Source organism: Achromobacter aegrifaciens (assembly GCF_902859965.1).
Classification (GTDB): Bacteria; Pseudomonadota; Gammaproteobacteria; order Burkholderiales; family Burkholderiaceae_B; genus Achromobacter; species Achromobacter aegrifaciens.
On record NZ_CADIKO010000003.1, the window covers coordinates 289,192 to 315,027 of the forward strand.

The 25,836-nt window shown below is 65.1% G+C and carries 23 protein-coding genes and 3 tRNA genes; 14 read left to right on the top strand and 12 right to left on the bottom strand.

The features are described from left to right. Positions 1-301 precede the first annotated feature (301 nt). A complete protein-coding gene (locus tag HV793_RS20345) occupies positions 302-3,256 on the top strand; it encodes an autotransporter family protein (RefSeq protein ID WP_175213855.1) in 2,955 nt (984 codons plus the stop codon). 172 nt (positions 3,257-3,428) lie between these two features. Here HV793_RS20345 and HV793_RS20350 read toward each other — a convergent pair whose 3' ends face one another. Continuing rightward, a complete protein-coding gene (locus HV793_RS20350) occupies positions 3,429-4,043 on the bottom strand; it encodes a hypothetical protein (RefSeq protein ID WP_054449988.1) in 615 nt (204 codons plus the stop codon). 112 nt (positions 4,044-4,155) lie between these two features. After that, positions 4,156-4,231: transfer RNA gene (locus tag HV793_RS20355), tRNA-Gly, on the bottom strand. Positions 4,232-4,552: 321 nt separating this feature from the next. On the opposite strand from HV793_RS20355, the gene HV793_RS20360 reads away from it, so the two are divergent. The 10 genes from HV793_RS20360 (at position 4,553) to HV793_RS20405 (ending at position 13,070) form a co-directional block, all read left to right on the top strand. Then, a complete protein-coding gene (locus tag HV793_RS20360) occupies positions 4,553-5,287 on the top strand; it encodes a succinate dehydrogenase/fumarate reductase iron-sulfur subunit (protein WP_054449990.1) in 735 nt (244 codons plus the stop codon). Position 5,288: 1 nt separating this feature from the next. Next, a complete protein-coding gene (locus HV793_RS20365; protein WP_054449992.1) occupies positions 5,289-5,624 on the top strand; it encodes a succinate dehydrogenase in 336 nt (111 codons plus the stop codon). Further along, positions 5,621-5,965 carry a succinate dehydrogenase/fumarate reductase transmembrane subunit gene (locus tag HV793_RS20370; protein WP_054449994.1) on the top strand — a complete coding sequence of 115 codons (345 nt, stop codon included), beginning with the start codon at positions 5,621-5,623 and terminating at the stop codon, positions 5,963-5,965. Before HV793_RS20365 ends, HV793_RS20370 begins: the two co-directional genes overlap by 4 nt. Position 5,966: 1 nt before the next feature. Then, complete coding sequence (locus HV793_RS20375; RefSeq protein ID WP_175213856.1) at positions 5,967-7,706, top strand: L-aspartate oxidase; 1,740 nt, start codon at positions 5,967-5,969, stop codon at positions 7,704-7,706. Between the two features lie 12 nt (positions 7,707-7,718). Next, entirely contained in the window at positions 7,719-8,654 is a 936-nt protein-coding gene (locus HV793_RS20380) for a fumarate hydratase (RefSeq protein WP_175213857.1), read from the top strand. Beyond that, complete coding sequence (locus HV793_RS20385) at positions 8,648-9,328, top strand: fumarate hydratase C-terminal domain-containing protein (protein ID WP_054450001.1); 681 nt, start codon at positions 8,648-8,650, stop codon at positions 9,326-9,328. The genes HV793_RS20380 and HV793_RS20385 overlap by 7 nt, the downstream gene beginning before the upstream one ends. A 49-nt stretch (positions 9,329-9,377) precedes the next feature. After that, positions 9,378-10,211 carry an amidohydrolase family protein gene (locus HV793_RS20390; protein WP_175213858.1) on the top strand — a complete coding sequence of 278 codons (834 nt, stop codon included), beginning with the start codon at positions 9,378-9,380 and terminating at the stop codon, positions 10,209-10,211. Positions 10,212-10,263: 52 nt separating this feature from the next. After that, positions 10,264-11,136 (top strand): LysR family transcriptional regulator, encoded by an 873-nt coding sequence (locus HV793_RS20395; RefSeq protein WP_175213859.1) that lies wholly within the window; start codon positions 10,264-10,266, stop codon positions 11,134-11,136. A 170-nt stretch (positions 11,137-11,306) separates the two neighbouring features. Then, entirely contained in the window at positions 11,307-12,308 is a 1,002-nt protein-coding gene (locus tag HV793_RS20400) for a Bug family tripartite tricarboxylate transporter substrate binding protein (protein WP_119452067.1), read from the top strand. A gap of 6 nt (positions 12,309-12,314) precedes the next feature. Next, a complete protein-coding gene (locus HV793_RS20405; RefSeq protein ID WP_313387485.1) occupies positions 12,315-13,070 on the top strand; it encodes a sulfite exporter TauE/SafE family protein in 756 nt (251 codons plus the stop codon). A 12-nt stretch (positions 13,071-13,082) separates the two neighbouring features. Here the strand turns inward: HV793_RS20405 and HV793_RS20410 are convergent, their stop codons facing one another. After that, positions 13,083-14,612 (bottom strand): CoA-acylating methylmalonate-semialdehyde dehydrogenase, encoded by a 1,530-nt coding sequence (locus HV793_RS20410; protein WP_119452066.1) that lies wholly within the window; start codon positions 14,610-14,612, stop codon positions 13,083-13,085. 119 nt (positions 14,613-14,731) lie between these two features. Between HV793_RS20410 and HV793_RS20415 the strand changes: the two genes are divergently transcribed. Then, positions 14,732-15,697 carry a LysR family transcriptional regulator gene (locus tag HV793_RS20415; RefSeq protein WP_119452072.1) on the top strand — a complete coding sequence of 322 codons (966 nt, stop codon included), beginning with the start codon at positions 14,732-14,734 and terminating at the stop codon, positions 15,695-15,697. On the opposite strand, the gene HV793_RS20420 is transcribed toward HV793_RS20415, so the two are convergent. The 6 genes from HV793_RS20420 to HV793_RS20445 form a co-directional block, all read right to left on the bottom strand. Beyond that, positions 15,694-16,695: a Bug family tripartite tricarboxylate transporter substrate binding protein gene (locus HV793_RS20420; protein WP_175159445.1), complete on the bottom strand. Its 1,002-nt coding sequence runs from the start codon at positions 16,693-16,695 to the stop codon at positions 15,694-15,696. The two genes, HV793_RS20415 and HV793_RS20420, sit on opposite strands and share 4 nt — an antisense overlap. A 62-nt stretch (positions 16,696-16,757) precedes the next feature. Continuing rightward, positions 16,758-18,389 (bottom strand): thiamine pyrophosphate-binding protein, encoded by a 1,632-nt coding sequence (locus HV793_RS20425; protein ID WP_175213860.1) that lies wholly within the window; start codon positions 18,387-18,389, stop codon positions 16,758-16,760. Positions 18,390-18,502: 113 nt separating this feature from the next. Then, entirely contained in the window at positions 18,503-19,960 is a 1,458-nt protein-coding gene (locus HV793_RS20430) for a catalase (protein ID WP_175213861.1), read from the bottom strand. Between the two features lie 84 nt (positions 19,961-20,044). Beyond that, the gene (locus HV793_RS20435; protein WP_054450019.1) at positions 20,045-20,278 is read right to left on the bottom strand and encodes a hypothetical protein; all 234 of its coding nucleotides are present in this window, start codon (positions 20,276-20,278) and stop codon (positions 20,045-20,047) included. Between the two features lie 78 nt (positions 20,279-20,356). After that, positions 20,357-20,430, bottom strand: a tRNA-Cys gene (locus HV793_RS20440). Between the two features lie 270 nt (positions 20,431-20,700). Beyond that, a tRNA-Gly gene (locus HV793_RS20445) sits at positions 20,701-20,776 on the bottom strand. A gap of 229 nt (positions 20,777-21,005) precedes the next feature. Between HV793_RS20445 and murB the strand changes: the two genes are divergently transcribed. Continuing rightward, the gene (gene murB / locus HV793_RS20450) at positions 21,006-22,052 is read left to right on the top strand and encodes a UDP-N-acetylmuramate dehydrogenase (protein WP_119452063.1); all 1,047 of its coding nucleotides are present in this window, start codon (positions 21,006-21,008) and stop codon (positions 22,050-22,052) included. A 61-nt stretch (positions 22,053-22,113) separates the two neighbouring features. On the opposite strand, the gene dapB is transcribed toward murB, so the two are convergent. Next, positions 22,114-22,905, bottom strand: a complete 792-nt coding sequence (gene dapB, locus HV793_RS20455) for a 4-hydroxy-tetrahydrodipicolinate reductase (protein WP_054450025.1) — start codon at positions 22,903-22,905, stop codon at positions 22,114-22,116. 15 nt (positions 22,906-22,920) lie between these two features. After that, complete coding sequence (locus HV793_RS20460; protein WP_054450027.1) at positions 22,921-23,457, bottom strand: outer membrane protein assembly factor BamE; 537 nt, start codon at positions 23,455-23,457, stop codon at positions 22,921-22,923. A 152-nt stretch (positions 23,458-23,609) separates the two neighbouring features. Between HV793_RS20460 and fur the strand changes: the two genes are divergently transcribed. Then, complete coding sequence (fur, locus tag HV793_RS20465) at positions 23,610-24,029, top strand: ferric iron uptake transcriptional regulator (RefSeq protein WP_043543731.1); 420 nt, start codon at positions 23,610-23,612, stop codon at positions 24,027-24,029. A 141-nt stretch (positions 24,030-24,170) separates the two neighbouring features. Here the strand turns inward: fur and recN are convergent, their stop codons facing one another. After that, positions 24,171-25,826, bottom strand: coding sequence for a DNA repair protein RecN (gene recN, locus HV793_RS20470; protein WP_119450762.1), 1,656 nt, complete (start codon positions 25,824-25,826; stop codon positions 24,171-24,173). Between the last annotated feature and the right edge of the window lie 10 nt (positions 25,827-25,836).

Consider the following 25,836-nt stretch of genomic DNA (forward strand, 5'->3'; position numbering starts at 1 on the left):
ATCCGACAAGAAAATTTAAATAAATCGGATATTGGTCATTTTATTTATTTTCTACGTGCGGATGGTATCCATATTCAAATTCTGCGATTTTGGATGGTATCCAAGATACTGAATTAATTAATAAAGATGGTATCTATTCATTAATTTTCGATATTGAAAGAAAAGGGGTATAAATTGCCTCCTTTTTTCGCGAAAACTTGTTTCGGCCATTAGGTTTACCCGGTTACTTAATAATACTTTTATAGCGATCCGGTAATGCCTTGGATATCAGATTTATTAATCGACATATGGAGGATTTACGTTGATACACGACACGAAGAAATGGCTGACGGCGACGCTCGCGCTGAGCGCGTCCTACTGCGGTGGCGTTACGGCTGCGGACCTGACGGTTACGTCGGGCAATACGCAGGTGTTCGACGGCTCGGCCAATTTCCCCGGCGGGGTGGATGTCAACGGCGGCACGCTGGTGATCGGCGGCAATGGCGGCGGCTCGGGCGTTACGTTGGGCGGTAACGTCAATGCGAACTCGAACGGCACCGTCGCGGGCTTTGGCTCGATCAATGGCGACCTCAACGTGTCCGGCGCGCGCGTGGCGCCCGGCTATGAAGTCGGCACGCCCACTGGCGTCTCCAACGGCAATCTGGTCGTCAACGGCAACCTGTCGATGAACAATGCCGTGTTCAATTTCGAGACCGGCTACGCGGGGCTGCCGATTACGCAACCCGGCACCGGCGACAACATCACCGTGCGCGGCGATGCCGCCATCAACAACACCACGCTGAACGTCACGGTCAACACCCTGGGCGTCAATGCCGGCTACTACCGGATCCTGTCCTACGGCGGCAATCTGAGCGGCAACGGCCTGACGCTGGGGTCGGTCTCGGGTGATTCCGCCCCTGCCGCGACCATCCAGAACCTGACTGGCGACAAGCAGATCAACCTCATCCTGGGGCCGAGCACGACCAATCTGTGGAACGGCAACGGCGCGGCATCTGCAACCCGCTCGGGCGGCGGCAACGGCACCTGGAGCGCGGCCAGCACCAACTGGAACAGTCCGAGCAATGCCACGGGCGCTCTGCCCGACGGCGGCTATGCGATTTTCACGGGCGCGGCCGGCACGGTGACCGTGGACGGCAGCGCCGGGCCGGTGCGCGTGTCGGGCATCCAGTTCGCCACCGACCGCTATCGCCTGCAAGGCGCTCCCATCACCCTGGTCGGAAGCGGCGGCAACCCGCCCGCGATCGTGGTGGGCGACGGCACCTATGCTTCGGGCCAATTCGTCGACACCATCGACAACCCGCTGCAAGGCACGCAGGGCTTCGTCAAGACCGGCCCGGGATCGGTGATCCTGACCGCGGACAGCAGCGGCCTCACGGGCCCCATCCTGATCGCCGACGGCGCCCTGGAAATCGACGGCAAGCTGAACGGCCCGATGGACATCGGCCGCGAAGTCGTGCTGGCGGGCGTGGGCCAGGTAGGCACCACCAACCTCTATCCCACCGCGGTCATTTCTCCGGGCAATGACGGCACGCCCATGGGCACGCTCACCGTCAACGGCAACCTGACCTTTGGCCAGAACACCATCTACCGCGTGCATGCCGATCCGGCCAGCAGCCTCAGCGACCGCATCCACGTCACCGGCGTCGCCTACCTCGACGGCACCGTGGCGCATGTGGGGCCAGACGGCAACTACGCGCCGCGCACGACCTACAACATCCTGACGGCCGATGGAGGCATCCAGGGCCAGTTCACCGGCGCTTCGAGCGGATACGCGTTCCTGACGCCCACGCTCAGCTACGACCCGAAGAATGCGTACATGACCCTGACGCGCAACGACGTGCCGATCGGCAGCATCGGCGGCTCGGGCAACGAGAGCAACGTGGGTGGCGCGCTGGACCAGGAAGAGCCGCCCGCGACGGGCAACGGTTCGTCCTCGAACGGCAACGGCTCGACGTCGACGGGCAATGGCTCGTCTTCTGCCGGCAATGGTTCGACGTCGACGGGCAACGGTTCGTCTTCGGCTGGCAACGGTTCGACGTCGACGGGGAATGGTTCGTCTTCGACCGGCAACGGCTCGACATCGACCGGCAACGGTTCGTCCACAGCCGGCAACGAAACGCCCCCCGCCGGTAGCGGGTCCTCCCTGGTCGACAGCGGCGTCGCCGCGGGCAAGAACACCGGCGCCAGCCAGGTGGCGGCGGCCGTGCTCGCCATGACGCCGAACGAAGCGCGTTCGGCCCTGAAGATGCTGTCGGGCGAAGCCTACGCCAGCACCGCCAGCGTGCTGCTGAGCCAGGGCGACACCGTGCGCACGCTGCCGCTGTCGCATCTGCGCGGCAATCTCGACGCGCCGGTGCTTGCCGGACGGCCCACGGCCCAACTGGGCGCGCCGTCGTCCGACGCCATGCCGCAAGGCGGCGCCTCGCCGGTTTGGGCGCAAGCGTTCGGCAACTGGAGCAAGTTCGGCAGCGACGGCAACGCGTCCAGCGTGAGCCAATCGTCGGGCGGCCTCTTCGTCGGCGGCGATGGCGCGGTCGGCGGCGGCTGGCGCCTGGGCGCTGCGATTGGCTACATCGGCAGCCACAACTCGATCGACGACGCGTCCTCGCGTACCAATGTGGACAGCTACACGGCCACCTTGTTCGGCGGACGGAACTTCCAGGCCGGCCCAGGTCACGTCCGGTTCATGGCCGGCGCGGCCTACACCTGGCATGACATCGACGCAAAGCGCGACGTGGCAGCCGGCAGCCTGAACCAGCGCCTCGAGTCGTCCTACCACGCCTCGTCGACGCAGGTGTTCACCGAACTCGGCTACAACCTGCCGCTGGGCGATGCCTACACCATCGAACCCTTTGCCGGGCTGGCATGGAACCAACTGCGCACGCGCGGCTTCGAGGAATCGGGCGGCACGGCGGCCCTGCACGGGTCCAGCAATTCCGATGACGTGACCAGCACCACGCTGGGACTGCGCGGCGGCTGGGAGTTCGGCTCTGACCGCACGCCGGGCCGTCTGACCGCGTCGCTGGGCTGGCGCCATGCCATGGGCGATGTCAAGCCCAAGCAACAGCTGGCCTTCGAAGGCGGCAGCACGTTCTCGGTGACGGGCGTGCCGATCGCGCGCGACGCCGCGGTGTTGGGCCTGGGCGCAGAAATGGCGATCACGCGCAACACGACGGCCGGCATTGCGTATGATGCGCAGTTCGGCGGCGGCAACCGCCAGCAATCGGGCGTACTCAAGCTGGCTGTGCGCTTCTGATTGGACGCCGCACAGGCACAACAGGCATCGCGATTGCGGCGCCCGTTGTGCCTGTGCGGGTTGGAATCCAGGCCAAATGAAAAGGGGCGAATCGAAAGATTCGCCCCTTTTTCCAGGACTTGCTCAAGAATGTGCGCTGAGCGGGGCCAGGGCGGACGAGACGCAGTTGGTCCTAGCGCTTATCGGCCCCTTGCCATCGCAGATAAGCCGAGCGGGTAACAGCAGACACTGAATCCAGGACTTTCCGGTGATCGACCTGATGCCGCAGCATCAGCCGTGCATCGGCCACGGCGCGGGATTTGCAGAACCAATGGCAACTGTGCTGCAGCAGATACAGCTCTGCCGAGAGGTGGTACGCGCGTTCTCTTGCGTCCCAGTGGCTCTCGTTGTCCACGACATGGCGCAAGCCGGATGCATGGATGTACAGCAGTTCACGAAAATCCCGTGTCCTTGCAGGAAGAAAGCGCTCGATGTATGGCACGCAGAACGAGAGCGTGCTCACACGGGTAGCCTGCGGACTTTCCTTTTGCATGGCGTCGGCCAGCGACCGTACTTGTGCCGCCACGGCGCGTTCGGTCTGAGCGAAGGTTTCCAGCACCTGTAGCTGGCGTGTTTCGGCGTCTTCGCGGATGGCGCGTGTGTAGCCTTGCGTCAGGGTTTCCATGTGGCGCTCAAGCTGCAAACCGCCCAGATGACGGCCCAGCAGCGCGATGCGGGCGCGCTGGTAGCGCACGCGCAGCACCTGCCATGCAGCGACAAGCACCAGCAGGATCAATGCGGTATCCATTGCCCGTGTTCCTTCATTTTTCAAGCGGCGCAAACCGCAATGAAAAAAAGGGCCCGTAGGCCCTTTCTCAAGGATTTTCAGAATTCCGAGAAGGAAGCTGGAAATCAAAATTTGGAGCGGGAGACGAGTCTCGAACTCGCGACCTCAACCTTGGCAAGGTTGCGCTCTACCAACTGAGCTACTCCCGCAATTTCTTGCCTGGAGCCAGCCCCAACTGGGCGGTTCCTGACAAGCGAGGCGGAAGTATACCCAATTTTTCCAAAGATGCACGCTGGCCGCGGAATGCCGCGATGCGGGCCTTCGAAGCGGCGCGCTGGCGCTGCTTCGGCGCCCCGGTGGTCGCCATTGATTGAACATGCGGCGGCGCGGCATGCGCCGGATCGCCAGTCCGGCGCTATGAAAACGGGCAAATTATCTTCAAAAAATATCAACCAAATCCATATTGCTTCACTCATACGCGAGATTCAGAATTCTGTTCATGGGCGCAGCCTGTCGCCCGAGGGCGGAAAATGGATACCAAGAACTCCACGAATCAGAGACAACTCACGGTCCGCATTTCCCGGGGAACCGAGGACGGGGCCTACTCCACGTACTCGGTCCCCTGGCGCGAAAACCAGACGGTCCTGGATGTGGTGACCGAAGTCCAGCGCACGCAGGAGCCCAGCCTCTCGTATCGCTACGCCTGTCGCGTCGGCGTGTGCGGGTCCTGTGCCATGACGGTCAATGGCAAGCCGCGCTGGACCTGTCGCACGCATGTGAGCCGCGTCGAGGAAGGCGGCGTGATCGTGATCGAGCCAATGCGCAATATGCCGCGGATCAAGGATCTCGTCGTCGATATGAGCGAGTTCTTCCAGAAGTGGGCGCGCGCCGGGAACACCTTCGTCGGCACAGCCACACGCAACGATCCGCCGGCGTTGGTGTCGCCGCAGAGCAAGAAGCGCAAGCAGGCCGACGCGGCCATCGAATGCATCAATTGCGGCGTGTGCTACGCGGCCTGTGACGTGGTGTCCTGGGACAAGGACTATCTTGGCCCGGCCGCCCTGAACCGCGCATGGACGCTGTACAACGACGAACGACACGCCGACCCCAAGGACGTGCTGCGCAAGGCCACCTCCGGCAGCGGCTGCAATTCCTGCCACTCCCAGGGCAGCTGCATGAAGCACTGTCCGGTAAGCCTCAGCCCCACCGGCAGCATTGCCGGATTGAAGCGCAGCGCCATCTTCAGCCTGCTCAAGGGAGGCTGACATGGAAGCTCGTCTTTTCGCGCTCCAGCGTCTGACGGCGATGGTGATGGCGCCCTTTGTCCTGGTACATGTGGGCCTGGTCATCTATGCCGTGCGCGGCGGCCTGACCGCGGGCGAGATCCTCTCGCGTACCGAGGGCAACTGGTTCTGGATAGTCTTCTACGGCCTGTTCGTCGTGAGCGTCTCGGTCCACGTGCCGATCGGCGTGCGCAACATCCTGATCGAGTGGCTGCAGTTGGGCCGCGGCGCGGCGTCCGCGGTCGGACTGGCGTTCGGCCTGGGACTGCTCATCCTGGGCGTTCGCGCCGTCGCGGCGGTGGGAGGCCTGATGCCATGAGATCCGCGCGCAACCATCAGGCGTACTGGGCTTTCCTGGGGCATCGCATTTCCGGCCTGGCGCTGGCCCTGTTCCTGCCGGCGCATTTCTATGTGCTGGCGATGGCGCTGGACGAAGCGCGGCTGGACGGATTCCTGAAGCTCGCCGACATGCCGGCGATGAAGGTCGGCGAGTGGGGGCTGGTGCTGCTGCTGACCCTGCACATGTTCTTCGGGCTGCGCCTGCTCGCACTGGAGCTGCTGCCTTGGCGTTCGCCGCGGGACGCGCGCGTCGCGTGGATCGGCTGGGGCTTTGCGGTCTCCATGGCGACGGGCCTGGTTTTCATCGCGGGAGTGATCTGAGATGCGGATCGAGAACATCAAGACGGACATCCTTGTGCTGGGCACCGGCGGCGCGGGCCTGTTCGCGGCGCTGCACGCCAAGAAGGCGAATCCGTCGCTGCGCGTGACGGTGACGGTGAAGGGCCTGTTGGGCAAGTGCGGCTGTACCCGCATGGTCCAGGGCGGCTACAACGTCGCGTTGGCCGCCGGCGACTCGGTGGAACGCCATTTCATGGACACCATCGAGGGCGGCAAATGGCTGCCGCGCCAGGACCTGGCGTGGCGGCTGGTCGAAGGCGCCGTCGAGCGCGTGCGCGAACTGGAAAACGAGATCGGCTGCTTCTTCGACCGCAATCCCGACGGCACCCTGCATTCCAAGGCGTTTGCTGGCCAGAGCTTCGACCGCACTGTGCACAAGGCAGACCTGACGGGCATCGAGATCATCAACCGGCTCATGGAGCAGGTGCGGGCGCTGGACGTCGATGAACTGGAAGAGCATCGCGCCATCGAACTGATTCCCGCCGCCGACGGCTCTGGTATTTCCGGCGTGCTGTTCATCGACATGCGGACAGGCCTTTACCGCTACATCCAGGCCAAGGCCGTGCTGCTGGCAACGGGGGCGGGGCCGACCATGTACCGCTACCACACGCCTTCGGGCGACAAGACCTGCGACGGCCTGGCCATGGCGCTGCGCTACGGCTTGAAGCTGCGCGACATGGAGATGGTGCAGTTCCATCCCACCGGCCTGCTGGGCGGGCCGGACACGCGCATGACCGGCACGGTGCTGGAGGAGGGCCTGCGCGGAGCGGGCGGCTACCTGCTCAATGGCGACGGCGAGCGCTTCATGGCCAATTACGACAAGCGCGGCGAACGCGCCACGCGCGACGTGGTCAGCCGCGGCATCTACGCCGAAATGCGCGCAGGACGCACGGGGCCGATGGGCGGGGTCTACATCCAGATGAGCCATCTGGGCCCGGACAAGGTGGCCAAGACTTTTCCCGGCATGGTCAACCGATGCAAGGACTGCGGCTTCGATCTGGCGGGCGGCAAGGTGGAGGTGGTGCCGACGGCGCACTACCTGATGGGTGGGGTCGAATTCAATGTGGACGGTTCAACCGCGTCGCCGGGCCTGTATGCGGCCGGCGAGGATTGCGGCGGCGTGCACGGCGCCAACCGCCTGGGTGGCAACGGCGTCGCCAATTCCACGGTGTTCGGCGGCATCGCGGGCGATGCGATGGCGGCCTACGTTGCGAAGTCCGGCCAGTGGCGCGACCCCGACCAGGGCGTCATCGCGCGCGGCATCGAACGCGCCGAGTTCCCGTTTTCCCGGCCCGCGGGCCGCATCCACGAGCTGCGCGACGCGCTCTCGCAAACCATGTGGGACGACGTAGGCGTGCTGCGCCGCCAAGAGGCCATGGCGCATGGCCTTGATGCCATTGCCGGCCACCGCGCCGCCTTGCGCGATATCGGCGTGGCGGACGGCGACCGCCGCTACAACCTGACCTGGCACGACTGGCTCAACCTGGAAAGCCTGGTCGACATTTCCAAGGTCATCACGGTTTCGGCGCTGGCGCGAGAGAACAGCCGCGGCGCGCACTACCGCGAAGATTTTCCCGAAGCTGGCGACCTGCACACCAGCTGCTACACGCGCGTGAGCGCGCAGGACGGCGAGGTGGCGCTGGAGATGGTTCCGGTTTCCTTCGACATCGTAAAACCCGGCGAATCGCTCATCGAGGGCGAGGCGGGCATTCCCCAGAGCTGAGGCACTCCAACCATGAGCATTCCTGTCCAGAAAGTTGAAGAGGCGGCGCTGGAGATCATGCGCCGCGCGGCCATCGAGATTCCGGCCGACTACAAGCGCGGCGTCCAGGAGCTGCAGAAGAAGGAAACCGGCAAGCTGCCGCGTTTTGTCATCCACGCCATGGTGGACAACTGGGAAGCCGCCGATCAGGACCGGCGCCCAATGTGCGCCGACACCGGCCTGCCGCGCTACTACGTCAAGGTGGGCAACAACGCCTCGGTCGACAGCGGCTTCGTCGCCGTGGAACGCGCGCTGCGCCACGCCACGGCCGAGGCCACGGTCAGCGTGCCGCTGCGGCCCAACCGCGTGCATCCGCTCTGGCGTACCGACCATAACAACAACGTCGGCATCAATGCGCCAGAGGTCGAATGGTCCTTCGAGCCGGACTGCGACTGGATAGACATCACCACCGTGCACAAGGGCGGGTTGTTCGGCACCGACTACCGCATGCTGTTTCCAGGCGACGGCATAGACGGCATCAAACGCTTCGTGCTGGACACGCTGATCGCCTTCGGCAAGCGCGGGCTGGCCTGTCAGCCGGCCATCGTCGGCATCGGGCTGGGCGGCTCCAAGGACACCTGCATGCAGCTGGGCAAGCAGGCCGCCTGTCTGCGCACGGTCGGGGACCGTAATCCGGACCCCAAGGTGGCGGAGCTTGAATTGGAGCTGATGCAGCTGGGCAATTCCATCGGCATGGGCGCCATGGGTTTCGTCGGCTCCGGCATGGTGGTGGACTGCCATATCGAGTGCGGCTACACCCACACCGGGGGCATGCCCATCAGCCTGCACACTTTCTGCCTGTCTTCGCGCCGCGCCACTGCGCGGATCCATGCCAACGGGGAGATCGAGTACCGCACCGATCCCCAATGGTTCACGCCCTACATGCGCCGGGAGACGGTCGAATGGTAAGCAATGACGACGACATCAAGGTCTTTCATCTGGACCTGCCCGCCAGGCGCGAAGACATCGCCAAGCTGGAACTCGGCTCGGCCGTGTACTTGAACGGCGTGGTCTACACGGCCCGCGAAGGCGTATACAAGAAGGTGCTGGACCAGGGCCTGCCGCTGCCCGTGGACTTGCGCGCCATCAGCAATGTCAACTTCCATTGCTCGCCGGCGGCGGCGCCGGACGGTCGCGGCGGCTACAACGTGGGCGCCGTCACCGCCACCGCCTCGTTCCGATTCTCCAAGTGGATACCGCGTTGGCTGAAAGAGACCGGCTGCCGCATCCTGATCGGCAAGGGCGGGATGCCCGCCGACGATTACAAGCAGGTATTGGCGCCGGGCGGCGCGATCTACCTGACGACCGTGGGCTACGGCACGGGCGCACTTCTGGGCCGGGGCATCAAGCGCGTGCGCGAAGTGCATTGGCTGGACGAACTGGGCATAGCCCAAGCCATGTGGCTGTTCGAGGTCGAAAATTTCGGGCCCTTCATCGTCGAGAGCGACCTCGAAGGAAATTCGCTTTTCGCCCAGCACGCCGAGACCATCAATGCAGGCATCGAGAAACTCTACGCCGGGCTGAAGCCGCCCGCGTTGCACCGCTACGGCGAGACGGACGATCGCAAGGACGAAGTGATGTAGGCGTGCAAGCGCGGCCCGGGTAATTCCACCCCCTGACAAAGAGACTGCAATGATCATCGACTTTAGGCTGCGGCCGCCGGTAGGCGGCTTCCTGGATACGCTGATGTACTCGGCGGGAGAACGTCGCGATGGCTTTACGCGGACGGTGGGCTTCGAGCCCTCGGCCGCGGCGCAGCAGCAATCGATGGCGCTGCTGCTGAAAGAGATGGATGCCGCGCGGATAGACCGCGGCGTGGTCGTGGGACGCCTGGCCGGCGTGCTGGGCAGCGTGTCCAACGAGGACGTGCGAGGCATCGTGGCCGAGCATCCGGGCCGATTCATCGGCGCCGCCTCCATCGACCCCACCGACCGGCGCCGCGCGTGCCAGACCATCAGCCAGGCGCTGGAGGACGGCTTCAAGCTGATCAATATCGAGCCGGGCTCCTACCCGGTTCCCATGTACGCCGACGACAGACGCCTGTATCCGATCTACGGCCACTGCGAGGACCTGGGCCTGCCGGTGATCATGATGGTCGGAGGCACGGCGGGGCCGGACTTGAGCTATTCGGATCCGATACGGACCGACCGGGTGCTGGCGGAATTTCCCGCCCTGAACGTGGTGGTCGCCCATGGCGGGTGGCCCTGGGTCACTGAGATCCTGCACCTGGCGTTCCGGCGCCAGAACCTTTGGCTGTCGCCCGATATGTATTTTTCCCGCATGCCAGGCTGGGAGGAATACGTGAAGGCGGCAGACGGTTTTCTCTCGGACAGGATGCTTTACGCCAGCTCGTTCCCGTTCTGCCCGGTGCAAGGGTACAAAGAGTGGTTCGAGACCTTGCCGATCCGGGAAGATAATCTTGGGAAAGTCATGGGAGGGAACGCGCGGCGGCTGCTTGGCATCTGACGCGGCATACTCCTCCTTTCCGCAATGCCGTCAACACCAGGAACCTTCTTGCATGGATATCCGCACGCTCTACACGCTGATCGCGATTGCAGACCACGGCAGTTTCGCCGAGGCCGGCAATACCATCGGCCTGTCGCTGTCGGCGGTGAGCATGCAGGTTCGCGCGCTCGAGGACGAGCTGGGCATCACGATCTTCGACCGCAGCCGGCGTCCGCCCATCCTCACGGACACGGGGTTGGCGCTGGTGCACCGGGCGCGCGACCTGATCGCGCATTGGGAAAGCATGAGCGCCGCCTTGAAGAAGGGTACTTCGTCGGGATTGCTCAGGCTCGGCAGCGTCCATACCTGTGTGTCGGGCGTGCTGCCGCTGGCGCTGCGGCACCTGCAGAAGCAGGGCCACGGCCTGGAGGTCCATGTCACCACGGGACTCACGCACGACCTGGAGCGCGCCATCTATCACCGCCAGGTGGACGTGGCGATCGTGACCGAGCCCGATGCGCCGCGCTCGGGCCTGGATTTCCTGCCGTTCGTCGAGGAACAACTGGTCGTCATCGCCCACCGCTCGGTCAAGGGCGCCAGCGATCAGGAGATCCTGGAGCAGAATCCCTATGTCCGTTTCAATCGTTCGGCGCGCGTGGGGCATCTGGTGCAGGAAGAGATGGTGCGCAGGCGCATCACCGTGCGTTCGACCATGGAGATCGACAACCTGGAAGGCGTGATCGCCATGGTGGCCAATGGCCTGGGTGCATCGGTGGTACCGGCCTGCCGCGGCAGGAACGAGTTTCCCCCGGGCATCCGCGTCATTCCGTTCGGCTCGCCCACGGTCACTCGTCGCCTGGGCATCCTGGCGCCGAAGGAGAACCCGCGGGCCCATCTTACGCAGTTGTTGCTCGACGCATTGAAGTCAGTCTGTGCCGGCCAGTAGTTCTTAGTCCGGTAGTTCTGTAGTTCAGCAGCCTAGTAGTCCGCAGAAAAACACCGCAACGTCCCGAAAAATCGAGCCATCGGCCCGAGGGTCAGTTGCTGCCTGGCGAATCGTCAGCCGGCCGAACGCCGACCCGCTACGCCGTCCCGCGAACTGAAGGAGACAAAGCCATGAAGAACCAAACTCAACCCAATATTGCGCGCCGCCGCATCGTCAAGACGCTGGGCTGTGGCCTCGCGCTTACGCCGTTTATCGCCCTTCCGGCGCGAGCCGACTGGCCGGCGGACAAGGTCATACGCATGATCGTCCCGTTTTCGGCGGGCGGGGCCACCGACCTGCTGGGCCGCGCGTTGGCGGCCGAATTGGGCAAGGGCCTGAAGCAGAGCGTAATCGTCGAGAATCGCGCGGGCGCTGGCGGCAGCGTGGGCGCGCAGGCTGTCGCCAGCGCGCCGGCGGACGGCTATACGCTGTTGCTTGCGTCGGGCAGCATGTTCACGGTCAACCAGTTCATCTACAGCAAGCTGCCTTATTCGCTGACGGATTTCAGTCCCATCGGCAAGGTGGCAAACGGCCCCATGGTCATCACCGTCAATGCCAACCTGCCGGTCAAGAACACGCGCGAGCTGATCGAGTACGCCCGCGCCAGGCCTGGCAAACTCAGCTTCTCGTCCGCGGGCGTGGGCAGCCAGACGCACATGGCGGGCGAAGCTTTCAGCGATGCGGCCGGGATCGAACTCATGCACGTCCCGTACAAGGGCGAGGGGCCGGCCTACACCGACCTCATGGCGGGCGTGATCGAAGTCGCCGTGGGCAATATCAATGCCATCGTGCCGTTGCTCAAGGGAGGACGCCTGCGGGCGCTGTCGGTGACGGGCAAGGAACGTTCCGCGTTGCTGCCGGACGTGCCGACCACGGCCGAGGATGGAGTGCCGGGGTTCGAGTTCACGGGGTGGTTCGCCCTGCTGGCGCCGGCGGGCACGCCCCAGGCTTCGGTCGACCGGCTGCTGGCCGATGCCAGGACGGCGGTGGCGCAGCCCAACATGCAGCGCTATCTGGCTGACCAGGGGATGTCGGCGACCATCGTGCCTGCCGCCGCGCTCAGGGAGGAGATTGCCAGGGAGTCCGCCAAGTGGAAGGCGCTGGTGGAAAAGAAGAAGATCACCGCAAGCTGAATCCGCATGATGCCGCCCGATACGCTCGCCTTTGCCGCACCCGTCGTCCTTGCCGCCTATGTCGTCTTCGGGATGACGGGATTCGGCGCGGCCATGGTGGCCGTGCCGCTGCTGGTCCAGTTCATGCCCTTGCAGTTCGCGGTTCCGCTGGTGGTGCTGTTCGACCTGGCCTGCACCGCGCTGGTGGGCGGCAGCAACTGGCGGCGCGTTTCCCTGGTCGAACTCAAGCGCCTGTTTCCCTGGCTGCTGCTGGGGATAGGGCTGGGGGTGACGTTGCTGCACAACGCCGGCGCTCGCTGGCCTTTGATCCTGCTGGGCAGCTTCGTGCTGGCGGTGTGCATCAAGGGCCTGCGGGGCGCGCGCGGGGCCAAGCCGTCGGCGCCGCTGAATACTTTCTGGGCCTTGCCGTTCGGCGTGTTCGGCGGCATCTTCAGTGCGCTGTTCGGGACCGGCGGGCCGATCTACACCATCTATCTGTCGCGCCGGCTGGATGCGCTGGACCAATTCCGCGCCACGATCTCGGTGGTCATCCTGGCCAGCGGCCTCATCCGGGCGGCGGCCTTCGGCGCCGCCGGACTGTATGCGCAGCCGGAAATCCTGCTCGCGGCCGCCGTGCTGCTGCCCGTGGCCCTCATCGGCCTGTACGGCGGATCCCGCCTCAGGGTTCGGGTGTCCCCGGAACTGCTGAAGCGGGCCATCTTCGTTCTGCTCGCGATAGCGGGCGCAGGCGCCATCTATCGCGGATGGGTCTCGCCTGCGTGAGACAGGCTGCCGTTACTTGGCCGTCGGCATGGCGAACTCGGCGCCCTTGCCAATGCTTTCGGGCCAGCGCTGCATGATCGACTTCTGCCGCGTGTAGAAGCGCACGCCTTCTTCGCCATAAGCGTGCATGTCGCCGAACAGGCTGCGCTTCCAGCCGCCGAATCCATGCCAGGCCATGGGCACGGGGATGGGTACGTTGATGCCCACCATGCCAACCTCGATGCGGCGGCCGAACTCGCGCGCGACGTTGCCGTCGCGGGTGAAGCAGGCCACGCCGTTGCCGAATTCGTGGGCATTGATGAGATCCACGGCTTCTTTCAGATCCTTCACGCGCACGCAGCCCAGCACCGGGCCGAAGATCTCTTCCTTGTAGATGCGCATGTCCGGCGTGACGTGGTCGAACAGCGTGCCGCCCATCCAGAAACCGTCGCCGCAGCCTGCGCCTGCCTGAGAACCCTGGAAGCCGCGGCCGTCCACCAGCAGTTGCGCGCCTTCCTGCACGCCCAGATCGATATAGCCGCTGATGCGCTCATGCGCGGCGCGGGTCACGATGGGGCCCATCTCGGCCGCGGGGTTCTCGCCGTCCAGCACCTTCAGCGTCCTGGTGCGCTCGATCAGTCTGGGCAGCAGCCGGTCGGCCACGTCGCCCACCAGCACCGCCACGCTGATCGCCATGCAGCGCTCGCCGGCCGAGCCGTAGCCGGCGCCGATCAGGGCGTCGACCGCCTGGTCGATGTCGGCGTCCGGCATCACGACCATGTGGTTCTTGGCGCCGCCCAGGGCCTGCACGCGCTTGCCATGGCGTGCGCCGGTCTCGTAGATGTAGTTGGCGATGGGCGTGGATCCGACGAAGCTGATGGCTTTCACGTCCGGGTGTTCCAGCAGCGCATCAACCGCCACCTTGTCGCCCTGCACCACGTTGAACACGCCGTCGGGCAGCCCCGCTTCGCGCAGCAGTTCGGCGATGCGCAGCGATGCGCTGGGGTCGGTGGGGCTGGGCTTGAGCACGAAGGTGTTGCCCGCCGCGATCGCCACCGGGAACATCCACATGGGTACCATCACCGGAAAGTTGAACGGCGTGATGCCCGCCACCACGCCCAGCGGTTGGCGCAGCGTCCAGTTGTCGATGCCGGTGGAAACCTGCTCGGTGTGGGCGCCCTTCAGCAACTGGGGAACGCCGCAGGCGAACTCGACGATGTCGATGCCGCGAGTGACTTCGCCTTGCGCATCGCTGAAAACCTTGCCATGCTCGGCGGTGATCAGGTGGGCAAGTTCGTCGCGATGCTTGTTCATCAGTTCAAGAAACCTGAACAGCACGCGGGCGCGGCGGATGGGAGGGGTGTCCGCCCATTGCGGAAATGCCGCCCGGGCGCTGGCCACGGCGCGGTTCACCTCGTCGGGCGTGGCCAGCGCCACCTGCTTGGCGACGGCGCCCGTGGCCGGGTTGTAGACGGGCTGGCGGCTGCCTGTCCCGTCGACGAGGCTGCCGCCGATATAGTGTCCGGCATCGCGGGATTGGGCGCTGGCATTGCTTGCGGTCATGGCTGGCTCCTGGGCTCATGCATGGTGTTCTGGAGCTGGCAATGTCGCGCATTGCCGCCCGGACGTCGAGACCGCAGGGCTGGAATCAGTGTTTGATGTTTCGAACAATGGAGCAAGGCATGACGAAAACCAGGCGTCTGGAAGATCTGTGGTCGCATATCCATTGCCTTGGGGTGCTGGCCGATACCGGCAGCTATACGGCGGCCGCGCGCCGCCTGCAGATCAGCAAGGCGTCGGTGAGCCAGCGCATCGTGGAACTGGAGCAGGCGGCTGGCGTCCCCCTCGTGCGCCGCACCACCCGCAGCGTCGGCCTGACCGAGGCGGGGCAGAGCCTGGTCGACCAGACCGCGGCGGCCTTTCTGCGCATCGAAGAGGGCTTCTCGGCCGTGCGGGACCTGTCCGAGGGGCCGCGCGGCGTGCTGTCCGTGACCGCACCCGTAGCCCTGGGACGTCAGGTCATTGCGCCGCTGATACCCGGATTCCTGAAGAATTTTCCCGACGTGCGGATCCAGCTGGAACTCAGCGACCATCTGGCGTCCCTGGCTACCGAAGGCTTCGACCTGGCTATCCGGCATGTGGCCGGCGTGCCGGACACGCACGTCGCGTCGGTCATCTGCGAGACGCGCTCCGTGCTGGTTGCGGCCCCGGAGTACCTGGCGCAGCACGGCACGCCGAAGACGCCGATGGATCTGGCCGCCCACAATTGCCTGCACTACCTGCGGCGCAGCGGCAGCGCTACCTGGTCGTTCGAGTCGCGTGACGGAGACAAGCGCGTGGCGGTTCCGGTGCGCGGCAGCTTCACCGCGAACAACAGCGAAGTGCTGCGGGAGGTGGCTGCCGGATCCCTGGGGATCGCGCTGGTGCCGGATTTCAGCGCCAACCAGGCCCTGCGCAGCGGAGAGTTGGTCGAGGTCCTGCGCGGGTGGCGCGTGGTGGGCGAATATGCAGAACGGCTGTACGCAGTCAGGCCCTACACGCCGCGCGTGCCGCTGACCGTATCCTCATTCGTCGGTTACCTGCGCGAGGCGATCCCGGCGTCCGCCGGACTTGGCGGACCGCCTGGAGCGGGCAATGAGGCGGGTTAATTGACTTGCAACCCGGCCTTGGCCACAAGGTCGGCATAGATCGCGGCTCCCTGGCTGACGTATTTTTCCGTTTCCGCGGGGGACAGGACGTGGGGGATGCCGCCGAAGTTGGCGTTGCCGGCGATCCACTTCGGATCCTGTGCGATCTGCTTGAGCACGTCGGCCCATTTGGCCACCGCTTCGGGACTCATGCCCGGCGGCCCGAACAGTCCGCTCCAGCCTACGACAGCTTCGAGTTGAGGCAGCCCCAGCTCGCGCGCGGTCGGGATGTCGGGGAACTGCGCCAGGCGGTCGGGCGTGGTCGTCAGCAGGGCGCGCAGCTTGCCGCTGGCAAGTATGCCCGTCATCGAACTCAGGTTATTGCAGGCGAAGTCCGCATCCTTGCTGAGCACCGCCAGCGCGACTTCGTTGCCGCCCTTGTAGGGGACGTTGACCACGGCCTCGGATTTCAGGCCGAGACTGCTGAGCAGCAGCTGCGGCGCAAGATTCTGCACCGTGGCCGGACCGGAATGGCTGTAGTTGAGCTTGCCGGGATGGGCCTTCAAAGCCTGTGCCAGATCGCCGATTGTCTTGTAAGGGCTGTCCGGATGCACCACACAGACCACGGGGTTCAGCTCCAGCAGTCCGATGTACGTGAAGTCCCGGGCGGTATAGGGCGTGGTCTTGGGTTGTAGCGCGGGTAGCAGGACCTGGGAGCCTATCCGGCCGACGAGCAGGGTGTAGCCGTCGGGAGCGGCGTTCTTCACGGCGGCCGAGCCGATCGCGCCGTTCGCCCCGGCCTTGTTGACGACGACCAGCGGCTGGCCAAGCAGGCCTTGCGCGGCGGCGGACAAGTTGCGGGCCGCCATGTCGGCGTCGCCGCCCGCGCTGAACGGCACGATGAGCTGGACGGGTTTGGCGGGATAGGCTTGGGCGGTTGCCAGGCCCGGAAGCGCGGCCAGCATGCAAATCGCGGCGCGAGCGAACGCGCCCGGCCAGAGGCCGGTAGGTCTCATCATGAGAAGTCTCCTGTCGTGCTAAGGGACGAAACCGGACTGCAGCTGGGCTCGATGCTTCGAGGTCAATGACCGGTCGCGGACTGCGTTGATGCGCTGAAAACCGGAGCGGGTTCGCCCGCCAGGGATACGTTGATACATGCGGGCAGCCCGCTCTCCGCCGCCGCGCGCAGCGCGGTGGCGAGGCTGTCGCGGTCCCGGGCGGCGTAGCCGGCTCCGCCAAGCGCCGCGGCGACTTCGTGGTAGCGCGCGGTCGGAGCGAGTTCGCATCCGATCAGCCTTTGCGGACCGTAGGTGCGCATCTGGATCAAGTGTTCCGCGTTCCAGCGCAGGTCGTTGCCGATCACGGCGACGATCGCGGCGCGCTCGCGCACGGCCGTGTCCAGCTCCATCAGGTGAAAGCCCGCCGTGCCGTCGCCCATGAGCACGGCCACGGTGGCCCCTGGTTGTGCGATCTTGGCGGCGATGGCGTAGCAGATGCCTGCGCCGATCGCGCCCGACATGCCGTTGATGATGCGCACCGGCGCCTGGCAGTATGCCTGCGCCCACTGGCCGAATTCGCCGCCGTCGCAGACCAGGATGGGATTGGGGGCGGACGTGAGAAACGCTTGGACCGCTTCACATAGCGCGCGCGGCCCCAATGCTCCATCGGCGCAAGCCGCGGCGCCCAGAGTGTTCCGGTTGCGCAGCGCTTCGTCCACGCGCGCGCGCCACGAGGCGCGCGCGGCCGGGGCTGGCGCCGCTGGCAATGCCGGCAGCACGGTGTAGGGATCGCCCTGCAGGGCCAGAGCCAGGCGGTCGCCCAGCAGGCGGGCCGCGCGTTCCAGCATCGCGGGGTCGGGGTCTATCGCCACGACCCGGGCCGTCTTGCCCAGCGCGCCCGTGCCGCCGAAGCCCAGCGTGAAGTCCAGGCACTTGCCGGCCAGCACGATGAGGTCCGCCTGCGGAATGATTTCGGCCAGGGAGCCCAGGGAAGGGTCCTTCAGGCCGCGCGGGCTTTCCATGGGGATGAGGTGCACGCCTAGCGTTGCTTCCAGCTTCTCGCGAACCGCGCGCATGTGCGGACGCGCTCCGGTGGGGCCTGCCAGCAACAGGGGGCGCTGTGCCGAGTCAAGCAGCGCGGCGAGCTGTTCCAGGCCGGCTGCGTCCACTGCAGCGGGCTCGCGCTTCGGTGTAGTGGCGGGCAGTTCTGCCAAGCCCGTCTCCGCGGTCATCAGGTCGAAGGGCAGGGCCAGATGAACCGGTCCGCGCCGTGGGGCAAGCGCTTGCGCGACCGCGCGGTCGAGCGCGGGATAAAGCTCCTGCCCGGTCCGCGGACGCAGCGATAGCTTGGTCAAGGAACGGGTGATGGAAACCTGGTCCAGTTCCTGGAACGCGCCCATGCCGTCTTCTCCTACCGAGGAGTCGCCGGAGATGAGGAGCACGGGGCTTTCCGCCTGCGACGCCGAGTAAAGCGGCGCCAGGCCATTGGTGATGCCGGGCGCGGCGGTCAGCATCGCGACGCCAAGCTCGCCGGTGATCTGGGACCAGGCGTCCGCCATGAAGACGGCGGCCGCCTCATGCCGCACATGGATGATGCGGATGCCTGCGTCGATACAGGCATCGTAGAGCGGCATGATCTGATTGCCGGACAGGCTGAAGATGGTCTTGACGCCCAGGCGATGCAGCGTACGGATAATCAACTGGGATCCAAGCACCTGTCTCTCCGCTGGGGCTGCGTCGGCTGTGCGCCGCGCGCCTGTTTTTTACCGGCTATGGGAGAGTTCAGTGTATCGGCTATCCGTGGCGGGTTGGTTGATGTTTTTTGAACCTAGGGGGCGGCCCGCGGGCGGTCTTGTTCCGTCTGCGCGATCGCGTCGCGCACGCCTTGCCCATAGGCCGGGTCTGCCCGCGTGCAGTTGGCGATATGGCGTTCGATGACTTCCCTGGAGGCGCCGCGGATCGCGCGCGCGGTGTTCTGGAACAGTCTCTGTTTTTCGTCCGCCGCCATCAACCGGAACAGGTTGCCGGGCTGGGAGTAGTAGTCGGTATCTTCCCTGTGATCCCAGCGGGCCGCAGCGCCGCTGATCTCCAGCGGCGGTTCGGAATAGTCCGGCTGCGCCTGCAGGACGCCATGGCTGTTGGGCGTGTACGCGGGCGTGCTGCCGCCGTTGCCATCCACGCGCATCGCTCCGTCGCGGTGATAACTGTGAAATGGGCAGCGAGGCGCGTTCACCGGGATCTGCGGGTAGTTCACGCCCAGCCGATAGCGCTGCGTGTCGCCATACGAGAACAGGCGGCCCTGCAGCATCTTGTCTGGAGAGAAGCCAATGCCGGGAACGATTGCCGCGGGACTGAACGCGGCTTGTTCGACCTCGGCGAAGAAATTCTCGGGGTTTCGATTGAGCTCCAGGACGCCGACTTCGATCAGCGGATAGTCCTTGTGCGGCCAGATCTTGGTCAGGTCGAAGGGGTTGAGATGATAGGTATGGGCTTCGGCGTCGGGCATGATCTGTACATACAGGGTCCAGCGCGGAAACTCGCCGCGTTCGATCGCTTCGTACAGGTCACGCTGATTGCTTTCGCGGTCCGCCGCGATGACCTGACCGGCCTCGGCGTCCGTCAGGTTCCGGATGCCCTGCTGGGTCTTGAAGGTGAACTTGACCCAGAAGCGCTCGCGGGCGGCGTTGATGAAGCTATAGGTATGGCTGCCGAAGCCATGCATGTGGCGATAGCTCTTCGGAATGCCGCGGTCGCCCATGATGAGCGTCACCTGGTGCAGGGTCTCGGGCAGCAGCGTCCAGTAGTCCCAGTTGTTCTGCGGGCTGCGCATGCCGGTGCGAGGATCGCGTTTGACGGCCCGGTTCAGGTCGGAGAATTTCAGCGGATCGCGCACGAAGAAGACCGGCGTGTTGTTGCCGACCAGGTCCCAGTTGCCCTCCTCGGTATAGAACTTGAGCGCGAATCCGCGGATGTCGCGTTCCGCGTCGGCCGCGCCGCGCTCGCCCGCCACGGTCGAGAAGCGGGCGAACATTTCGGTCTGCTTGCCTACCTGGCTGAAGATCCTGGCCTTGGTGTAGCGCGTGATGTCATGGGTGACGGTGAACGTGCCGAAGGCGCCGGCTCCCTTGGCGTGCATGCGCCGCTCGGGGATCACTTCGCGGTCGAAGTGCGCCATCTTTTCCAGGAACCAGACGTCCTGCAACAGCGCCGGCCCGCGCCGGCCGGCGGTCATCGTGTTGTCGTCGTCGGGCACGGGGGCGCCGAACGCGGTGGTGAGTTTGCTCATGATGGGCTCCTTGCGTGGTTCAACGGGGCAGCGGCCTTCAAGAGCGGGAGCATCGCAACGGGCTCGGATCCGGCCGCGCCAATCTCAGACGTAGTGCTCGATGGGGGAATGGTCTTCCAGGCGCAGCACACGACCATCGATGACGAGGGACGGCAGGCGGGTGATGCCAAGCGCCCGGGCCTGGGCGGCGGACCCGGGCTGCCGCGCGAGATCGAATGATTCGTAGCGATGCTGAGGCGTCGCGAAGGCCGCGGCCATGCTGCGGTCTATGCCCAGGCAGAGATTGCAGCCGTCGTGGAACAGGGTGACTTGAATCAAGGCGATCTCCTTGGCGTGCCGCCAGGGCGGCTGCGTCCCGGCACCCGTGCCTCATGGGCCGACATGCCAGGCTGGTCTTGGAGGCGCGGGCTGGAATCGAACCAACCTCAGGAGATTTGCAATCTGCCGCATGACCACTCTGCCACCGCGCCGTTTTGTTTGTCCTAGGACGTAATGAATGGTACGGAAGCCGGGCAGGGCGCGGGCTTCCTCGAATCCACGAAAATTGTCCTGGCGTCCAGCATGAATGACGCAGGCCAAGGCCGCGTATGTCATAGGGCGTGTGACAGTGGGGGACGGAGAGGGCGGCGCAATATGGCCGCAGGCAGCGTGGGGAGATGCCCGCGTTGCGAGCAGAAATGAAAAAAGGGCCCGAAGGCCCTTTCTCAAGGATTTCCAGAAAGAATCTGGAAATCAGAATTTGGAGCGGGAGACGAGTCTCGAACTCGCGACCTCAACCTTGGCAAGGTTGCGCTCTACCAACTGAGCTACTCCCGCATGGGTTCTGCACTTGAAACAGCCAGAACCTGTTTTCTTATTCACTCTGATCAACTTGGTTATCGATCAGAAGGCGCGCATTTTACATGATTTTTTTGAGCTTGTCTTGGCCTGGACTTATTTGGGTCTGTTCACTGCAAGCAGTTTGCGAACAAAGCCTGAAATTCAGGGCAAGCACTCAATCAAGTAATATGAGCGAAGACAGAAACTATAGCAATCCGCAGCATCCATGTCAAATTCTCCCGCCAAAGTTCTTCCGTCCCCAGCCTTGTCGCCCGTCAGCCAGGATCTCACCCGGCTGAATACGTTGGGCCTGGCGTCGCGGGCCGGGGCCTTTGTGACCCTGGAAGATGCGGCGCAGTTGCCGGCGTTGTCGCAGCTGGCGCACGAGACGTCTTCCCTGCTGGTGCTGGGGGGAGGCAGCAATCTGGTATTGCCGAGCCAGGTGCAGGGATTGGTGGCTCGCGTCGCGTTCAAGGGCGTGCGCTTGCTGGAAGCTCGTCCGGATGCCTGGCTGATCGAGGCGGCGGGCGGCGAGACCTGGCACGGCTTTGTCGAAACCTGCGTGAACCAGGGCTGGGACGGGCTGGAAAACCTGGCGCTGATCCCGGGTACGGTGGGCGCGGCACCGGTGCAGAACATCGGCGCTTACGGCGTTGAACTGCAGGAGCGTTTCCACAGCCTGACCGCCTGGGACGTGCGCGCAGGGCGCCTGGTCGAAATGAGCGCGGCCGATTGCCGCTTTTCCTACCGCGACAGCGTGTTCAAGCACGACGAGCCCGGACGCTGGGTCATCGTGAGTGTGCGTTTCGCCTTGCCCCGGCCCTGGCGGCCTGTGCTGGGCTACCCTGATTTGCAGCGCCACGCGCGGCTGGCGGCGGGACAGCCGAGCGCCCGCGATATCTTCGACGCGGTGTGCGAGATCCGCCGCGCCAAGCTGCCCGATCCGGCGGTGACGGGCAACGCAGGCAGTTTTTTCAAGAACCCTATCGTGTCGGCGCAAGTGCGGGACAGGCTGCTGGACCGTTTTCCCGGTCTGGTGTCCTACGTCCAGCCCGACGGCGGCTACAAGCTGGCGGCCGGCTGGCTGATAGACCAATGCGGCTGGAAGGGCCGCTCGCTGGGGGCCGCGGGCGTGCATGAGCGCCAGGCTCTGGTACTGGTCAATCGCGGCGGGGCCACGGCGGCCGACATCATGGGCTTGGCGCATGCCATCCAGGCCGCGGTGTCCGAGCGCTACGGCGTGCGGCTCGAACCGGAACCCGTGGTGGTGTGAGGCCGTTTGGGCCGGGCAAGAAAAAAGGACCCCGTAGGGTCCTTTTTTGCAGGGTAGGGCTTCAGAGGCCCAGCACCGATTGCATGTCGTACAGGCCGTTGTGCTTGCCTTCCAGGAAGCGGGCGGCGCGCAGGGCGCCTTCCGCGTAGGTGGCGCGGCTGGCCGAGCGGTGCGTGATTTCGATGCGTTCGCCGGTGCCGCAGAAGGACACGGTGTGGTCGCCGACAATGTCGCCGCCGCGCAGCACCGAGAAGCCGATGGTGCCCGGCTTGCGCACGCCGGTATCGCCGTGGCGGCTCCAGGTGGCGACGTCCGGCAGGGCCACGTTCCAGGCCGAAGCAATGGTTTCGCCCATTTTCAGCGCGGTGCCCGAAGGCGCGTCGACCTTGTTGCGGTGGTGCGCTTCGAAGACTTCGACGTCGTAGCCGGAGTTCAGGATGCGAGCGGCCATGTCCAGCAGCTTGAGCGTGGCGTTCACGCCCACGCTCATGTTGGGCGCGAAGACGATGCCGATCTTCTGGGCGGCGACTTCGATCGCGGCGCGGCCGTTGTCGTCGAAACCGGTGGTGCCGATGACGGCGTTCACGCCGTGCTTGACGCAGGCCTGCAAGTGTTCAAGCGTGCCTTCGGGGCGGGTGAAGTCGATCAGGCAGTCGGCCTGGGCCAGGGCGTCGAGGTCATCGGTGATGGCCACGCCCGTCTGCTTGCCCAGCGGTGCGCCGGCGTCCTGGCCCAGCGCGGCCGAGCCCTGGCGGTCCAGCGCCACGGCGAGCTGCAGGCCGGAGGCGTTCAGCACGGCTTCGATCAGCATCTGGCCCATACGGCCGCTGGCGCCGGCAATTGCGATACGCATAGATAGTCCTTGGTGTTACTTGAGCGGCTCTGGGGCGTTGCCGGGCTGGCCAGGGTACTGGTTGAGGGGGCTGACCGGGGCGGCGGAGTCGCGCTTGCGCTGGTCTTCCTCTTCCTTCTGGCGGGTTTCTTCTTCGATGAGGCGCTTGTCTGCCTTTTCGTCGGCGACGGCGTTGGGCGTATTGATCTGGTAAGGCTGCAGTTCTGGCTGCTTGTCGCCTTCCCAGCGGGTCAGGCGGTCGTTTTCGAACCAGACGGTGAATTTGCGTTCCTGGGCGTCGCCGTAGCCAGGCTTGTAGTAGTAGGGGTAGTCCCAGCGGTTGGCGTGCAGCACGCTGGTCAGCGTGGGGCTGCCGAGGGCGAAGCGCACCTGCTCGCGCGTCATGCCGGGCTGCAGCAGGGCGACCTGCTCCTGGGTGATCCAGTTTCCTTGCTGGACGCCGGCCTTGTAGGGGAAGCCCCACTTGTCCCCCGAGCATCCAGCCAGGGCGACGGCCAGAGCGGCCACCGCCAGGCCGGTCTTCAGCGAGCGGGAGGGAATTCGTGCAATCATGGACACTACGCGCCCCTATTATTTGGAAGCAGACAAAACCGTTATCATAAAGGTTTCATAAGGATAGTTCCGCGTGGCGGCATGATTTCGGTGAGCCGGCTCGCGGTGAACCTATCCTGCCCATGCCAACGCGGACGGAGAGCGATTACACCATGAGCGACCAAAGCGAACTGAAGAACATGGGTTTGAAGGCGACGTTTCCCCGCCTGAAAATTCTTGATATTTTCCGGAAATCGGATCAACGGCACCTGAGCGCCGAAGACGTCTATCGCGCCCTGATCGGCGAAAACGTCGAAATCGGGCTGGCCACCGTCTATCGCGTCCTGACCCAGTTCGAACAGGCCGGCATCCTTGCCCGCAGCCAGTTCGACAGCGGCAAGGCGGTGTTCGAGCTCAACGACGGCGATCACCACGATCACCTGATCTGCACGAATTGCGGCAAGGTGGTCGAGTTTTCGGACCCCGAAATCGAAAAGCGTCAGCAAAAGATTGCCAAGGACAACTCCTTCGCGCTGGAAAGCCACGCCATGGTGTTGTATGGCATCTGCGGCAGCTGCATGAAGGGCCGCTGATCCGGCCCTGCCTACGGCCCGCGGCTACGCTCGCAGCGGGTCCGTGAGATCCAAATCCCCTTCAATGTGAAGGGGATTTTTTATGGCGCGAATCGGCCCTGTTTTTGCCGGCGTCCCGCCGTAAAGCGGCGGGCCAGCGCTTCAGTTCTGCCCGAAACCTTCCAGCATTTCGCGGGCGTGTTCGCGGGTGGTCGCCGTGAGCTTGATGCCGCCCAGCATGCGCGCGATTTCCTCCACGCGGGAGGAAGCGTCCAGTTCCTCGATGCTGGAGCGGGTGGCGCCGCGCGATTCCGCCTTGCTGACCAGGAATTGGTTGTTGGCGCAGGCCGCGACCTGGGGCAGGTGGGTCACGCACAGCACCTGATGGCGTTCGCCGAGCTCGCGCAGCAGCTTGCCGACGGCCTCGGCCACCGCGCCGCCCACCCCGCTGTCGACTTCATCGAAGATCAGCGTCGGCACGCGCGCAGCGCGACTGGCGATGACCGACAGCGCCAGCGAAATCCGCGACAGTTCGCCGCCCGAAGCCACCTTGGCCAGCGGCCGCGGCGTGGTGCCGGCATGGCCGGCCACCAGGAATTCAACCTGCTCGTTGCCGTGCGCGGACGGCGCCGATTCGGCCAGCGTGGGTTCGAACTTGCCGCCCTGCATGGCCAGCGTCTGCATGGCTTGCGTGACCTGCTTGCCCAGGTCCTTGGCGACCTTGCGGCGCGCCGTCGTCAGCTTGGCGGCCGTGGCGTCGTACTGCGCCTGCGCAGCTTGCGTCTGGGCGCGCAGGGCATCGATGTCGCCCGCGGCTTGCAGCGCCTTGAGCTGCGCATGCAGCGTGTCGCGCAGCTCGCAAAGCGCGTCGGGCTCGACGCGGAATTTGCGAGCGGTTTCGAATACCAGGCCCAGGCGCGCCTCGACCGCTACGAGCCGCTGAGGATCGAGATCGACTCGGCTGACGTAGTTGTTCAGGTCCGATACGGCCTCGCTGATCGCGATGCGGGCCGATTCCAGTTCATCGTAGACGCCCTGCAAGCCGGGATCGTGGCGCAGCATCTGCTGGATGCGGTGGTTGGCCGCGGTGAGCCGGTGGTGCGCGGAATCGCCTTCGCCGTCCAGCCCTTCGAGGATCTGGTTGGCGCCATCCAGCAGGGATTGCGAATGCGACAGGCGGGTGTGCTCGGACTGCAGCGCATCCCATTCGTCGGGACCGAGATTCAGCTGATCGAGTTCGTCGACCTGCCATTGCAGGCGGTCGCGTTCGGTAGCCAGGCTTGCGGCGTCCTTTTCGGCGGATTCCAGCTGGCGCGCCAACGCGCGCCATTGCTTCCAGGCCTGGCCGACCGAGTTGCGCAGTTCGCCATGGCCGCCGTGGGCATCCAGCAGGTCGCGCTGGGCGTCGGCGCGCATCAGGCTCTGGTGCGCATGCTGGCCGTGGATGTCGACCAGGCTGTCGCCCAGTTCGCGCAATTGCGCCACGGTGGCCGGCGTGCCATTGATGTAGGCGCGGCTGCGGCCCTGGGCGTCGATGACGCGGCGCAGGGACAGTTCCGTGTCGGCGTCGATCTCGCGCTCTTGCAGCCAGGCGATCAGGCCCTTGGGGGTATCGAAGACCGCGGTGATGTCGGCGCGCGGCGCGCCCTCGCGCAGCATGCTGGCGTCGCCGCGTTCGCCCAGCGTGAGCGCCAGCGCGTCCACCAGTATGGATTTGCCTGCGCCGGTCTCACCGGAAAAGACGGTAAAGCCGGGGCCGAAATGGATCTCGGTCTGTTCGACGATGACGAAGTCGCGGATATGCAGGGTGCGCAGCATGTCGGGGCGC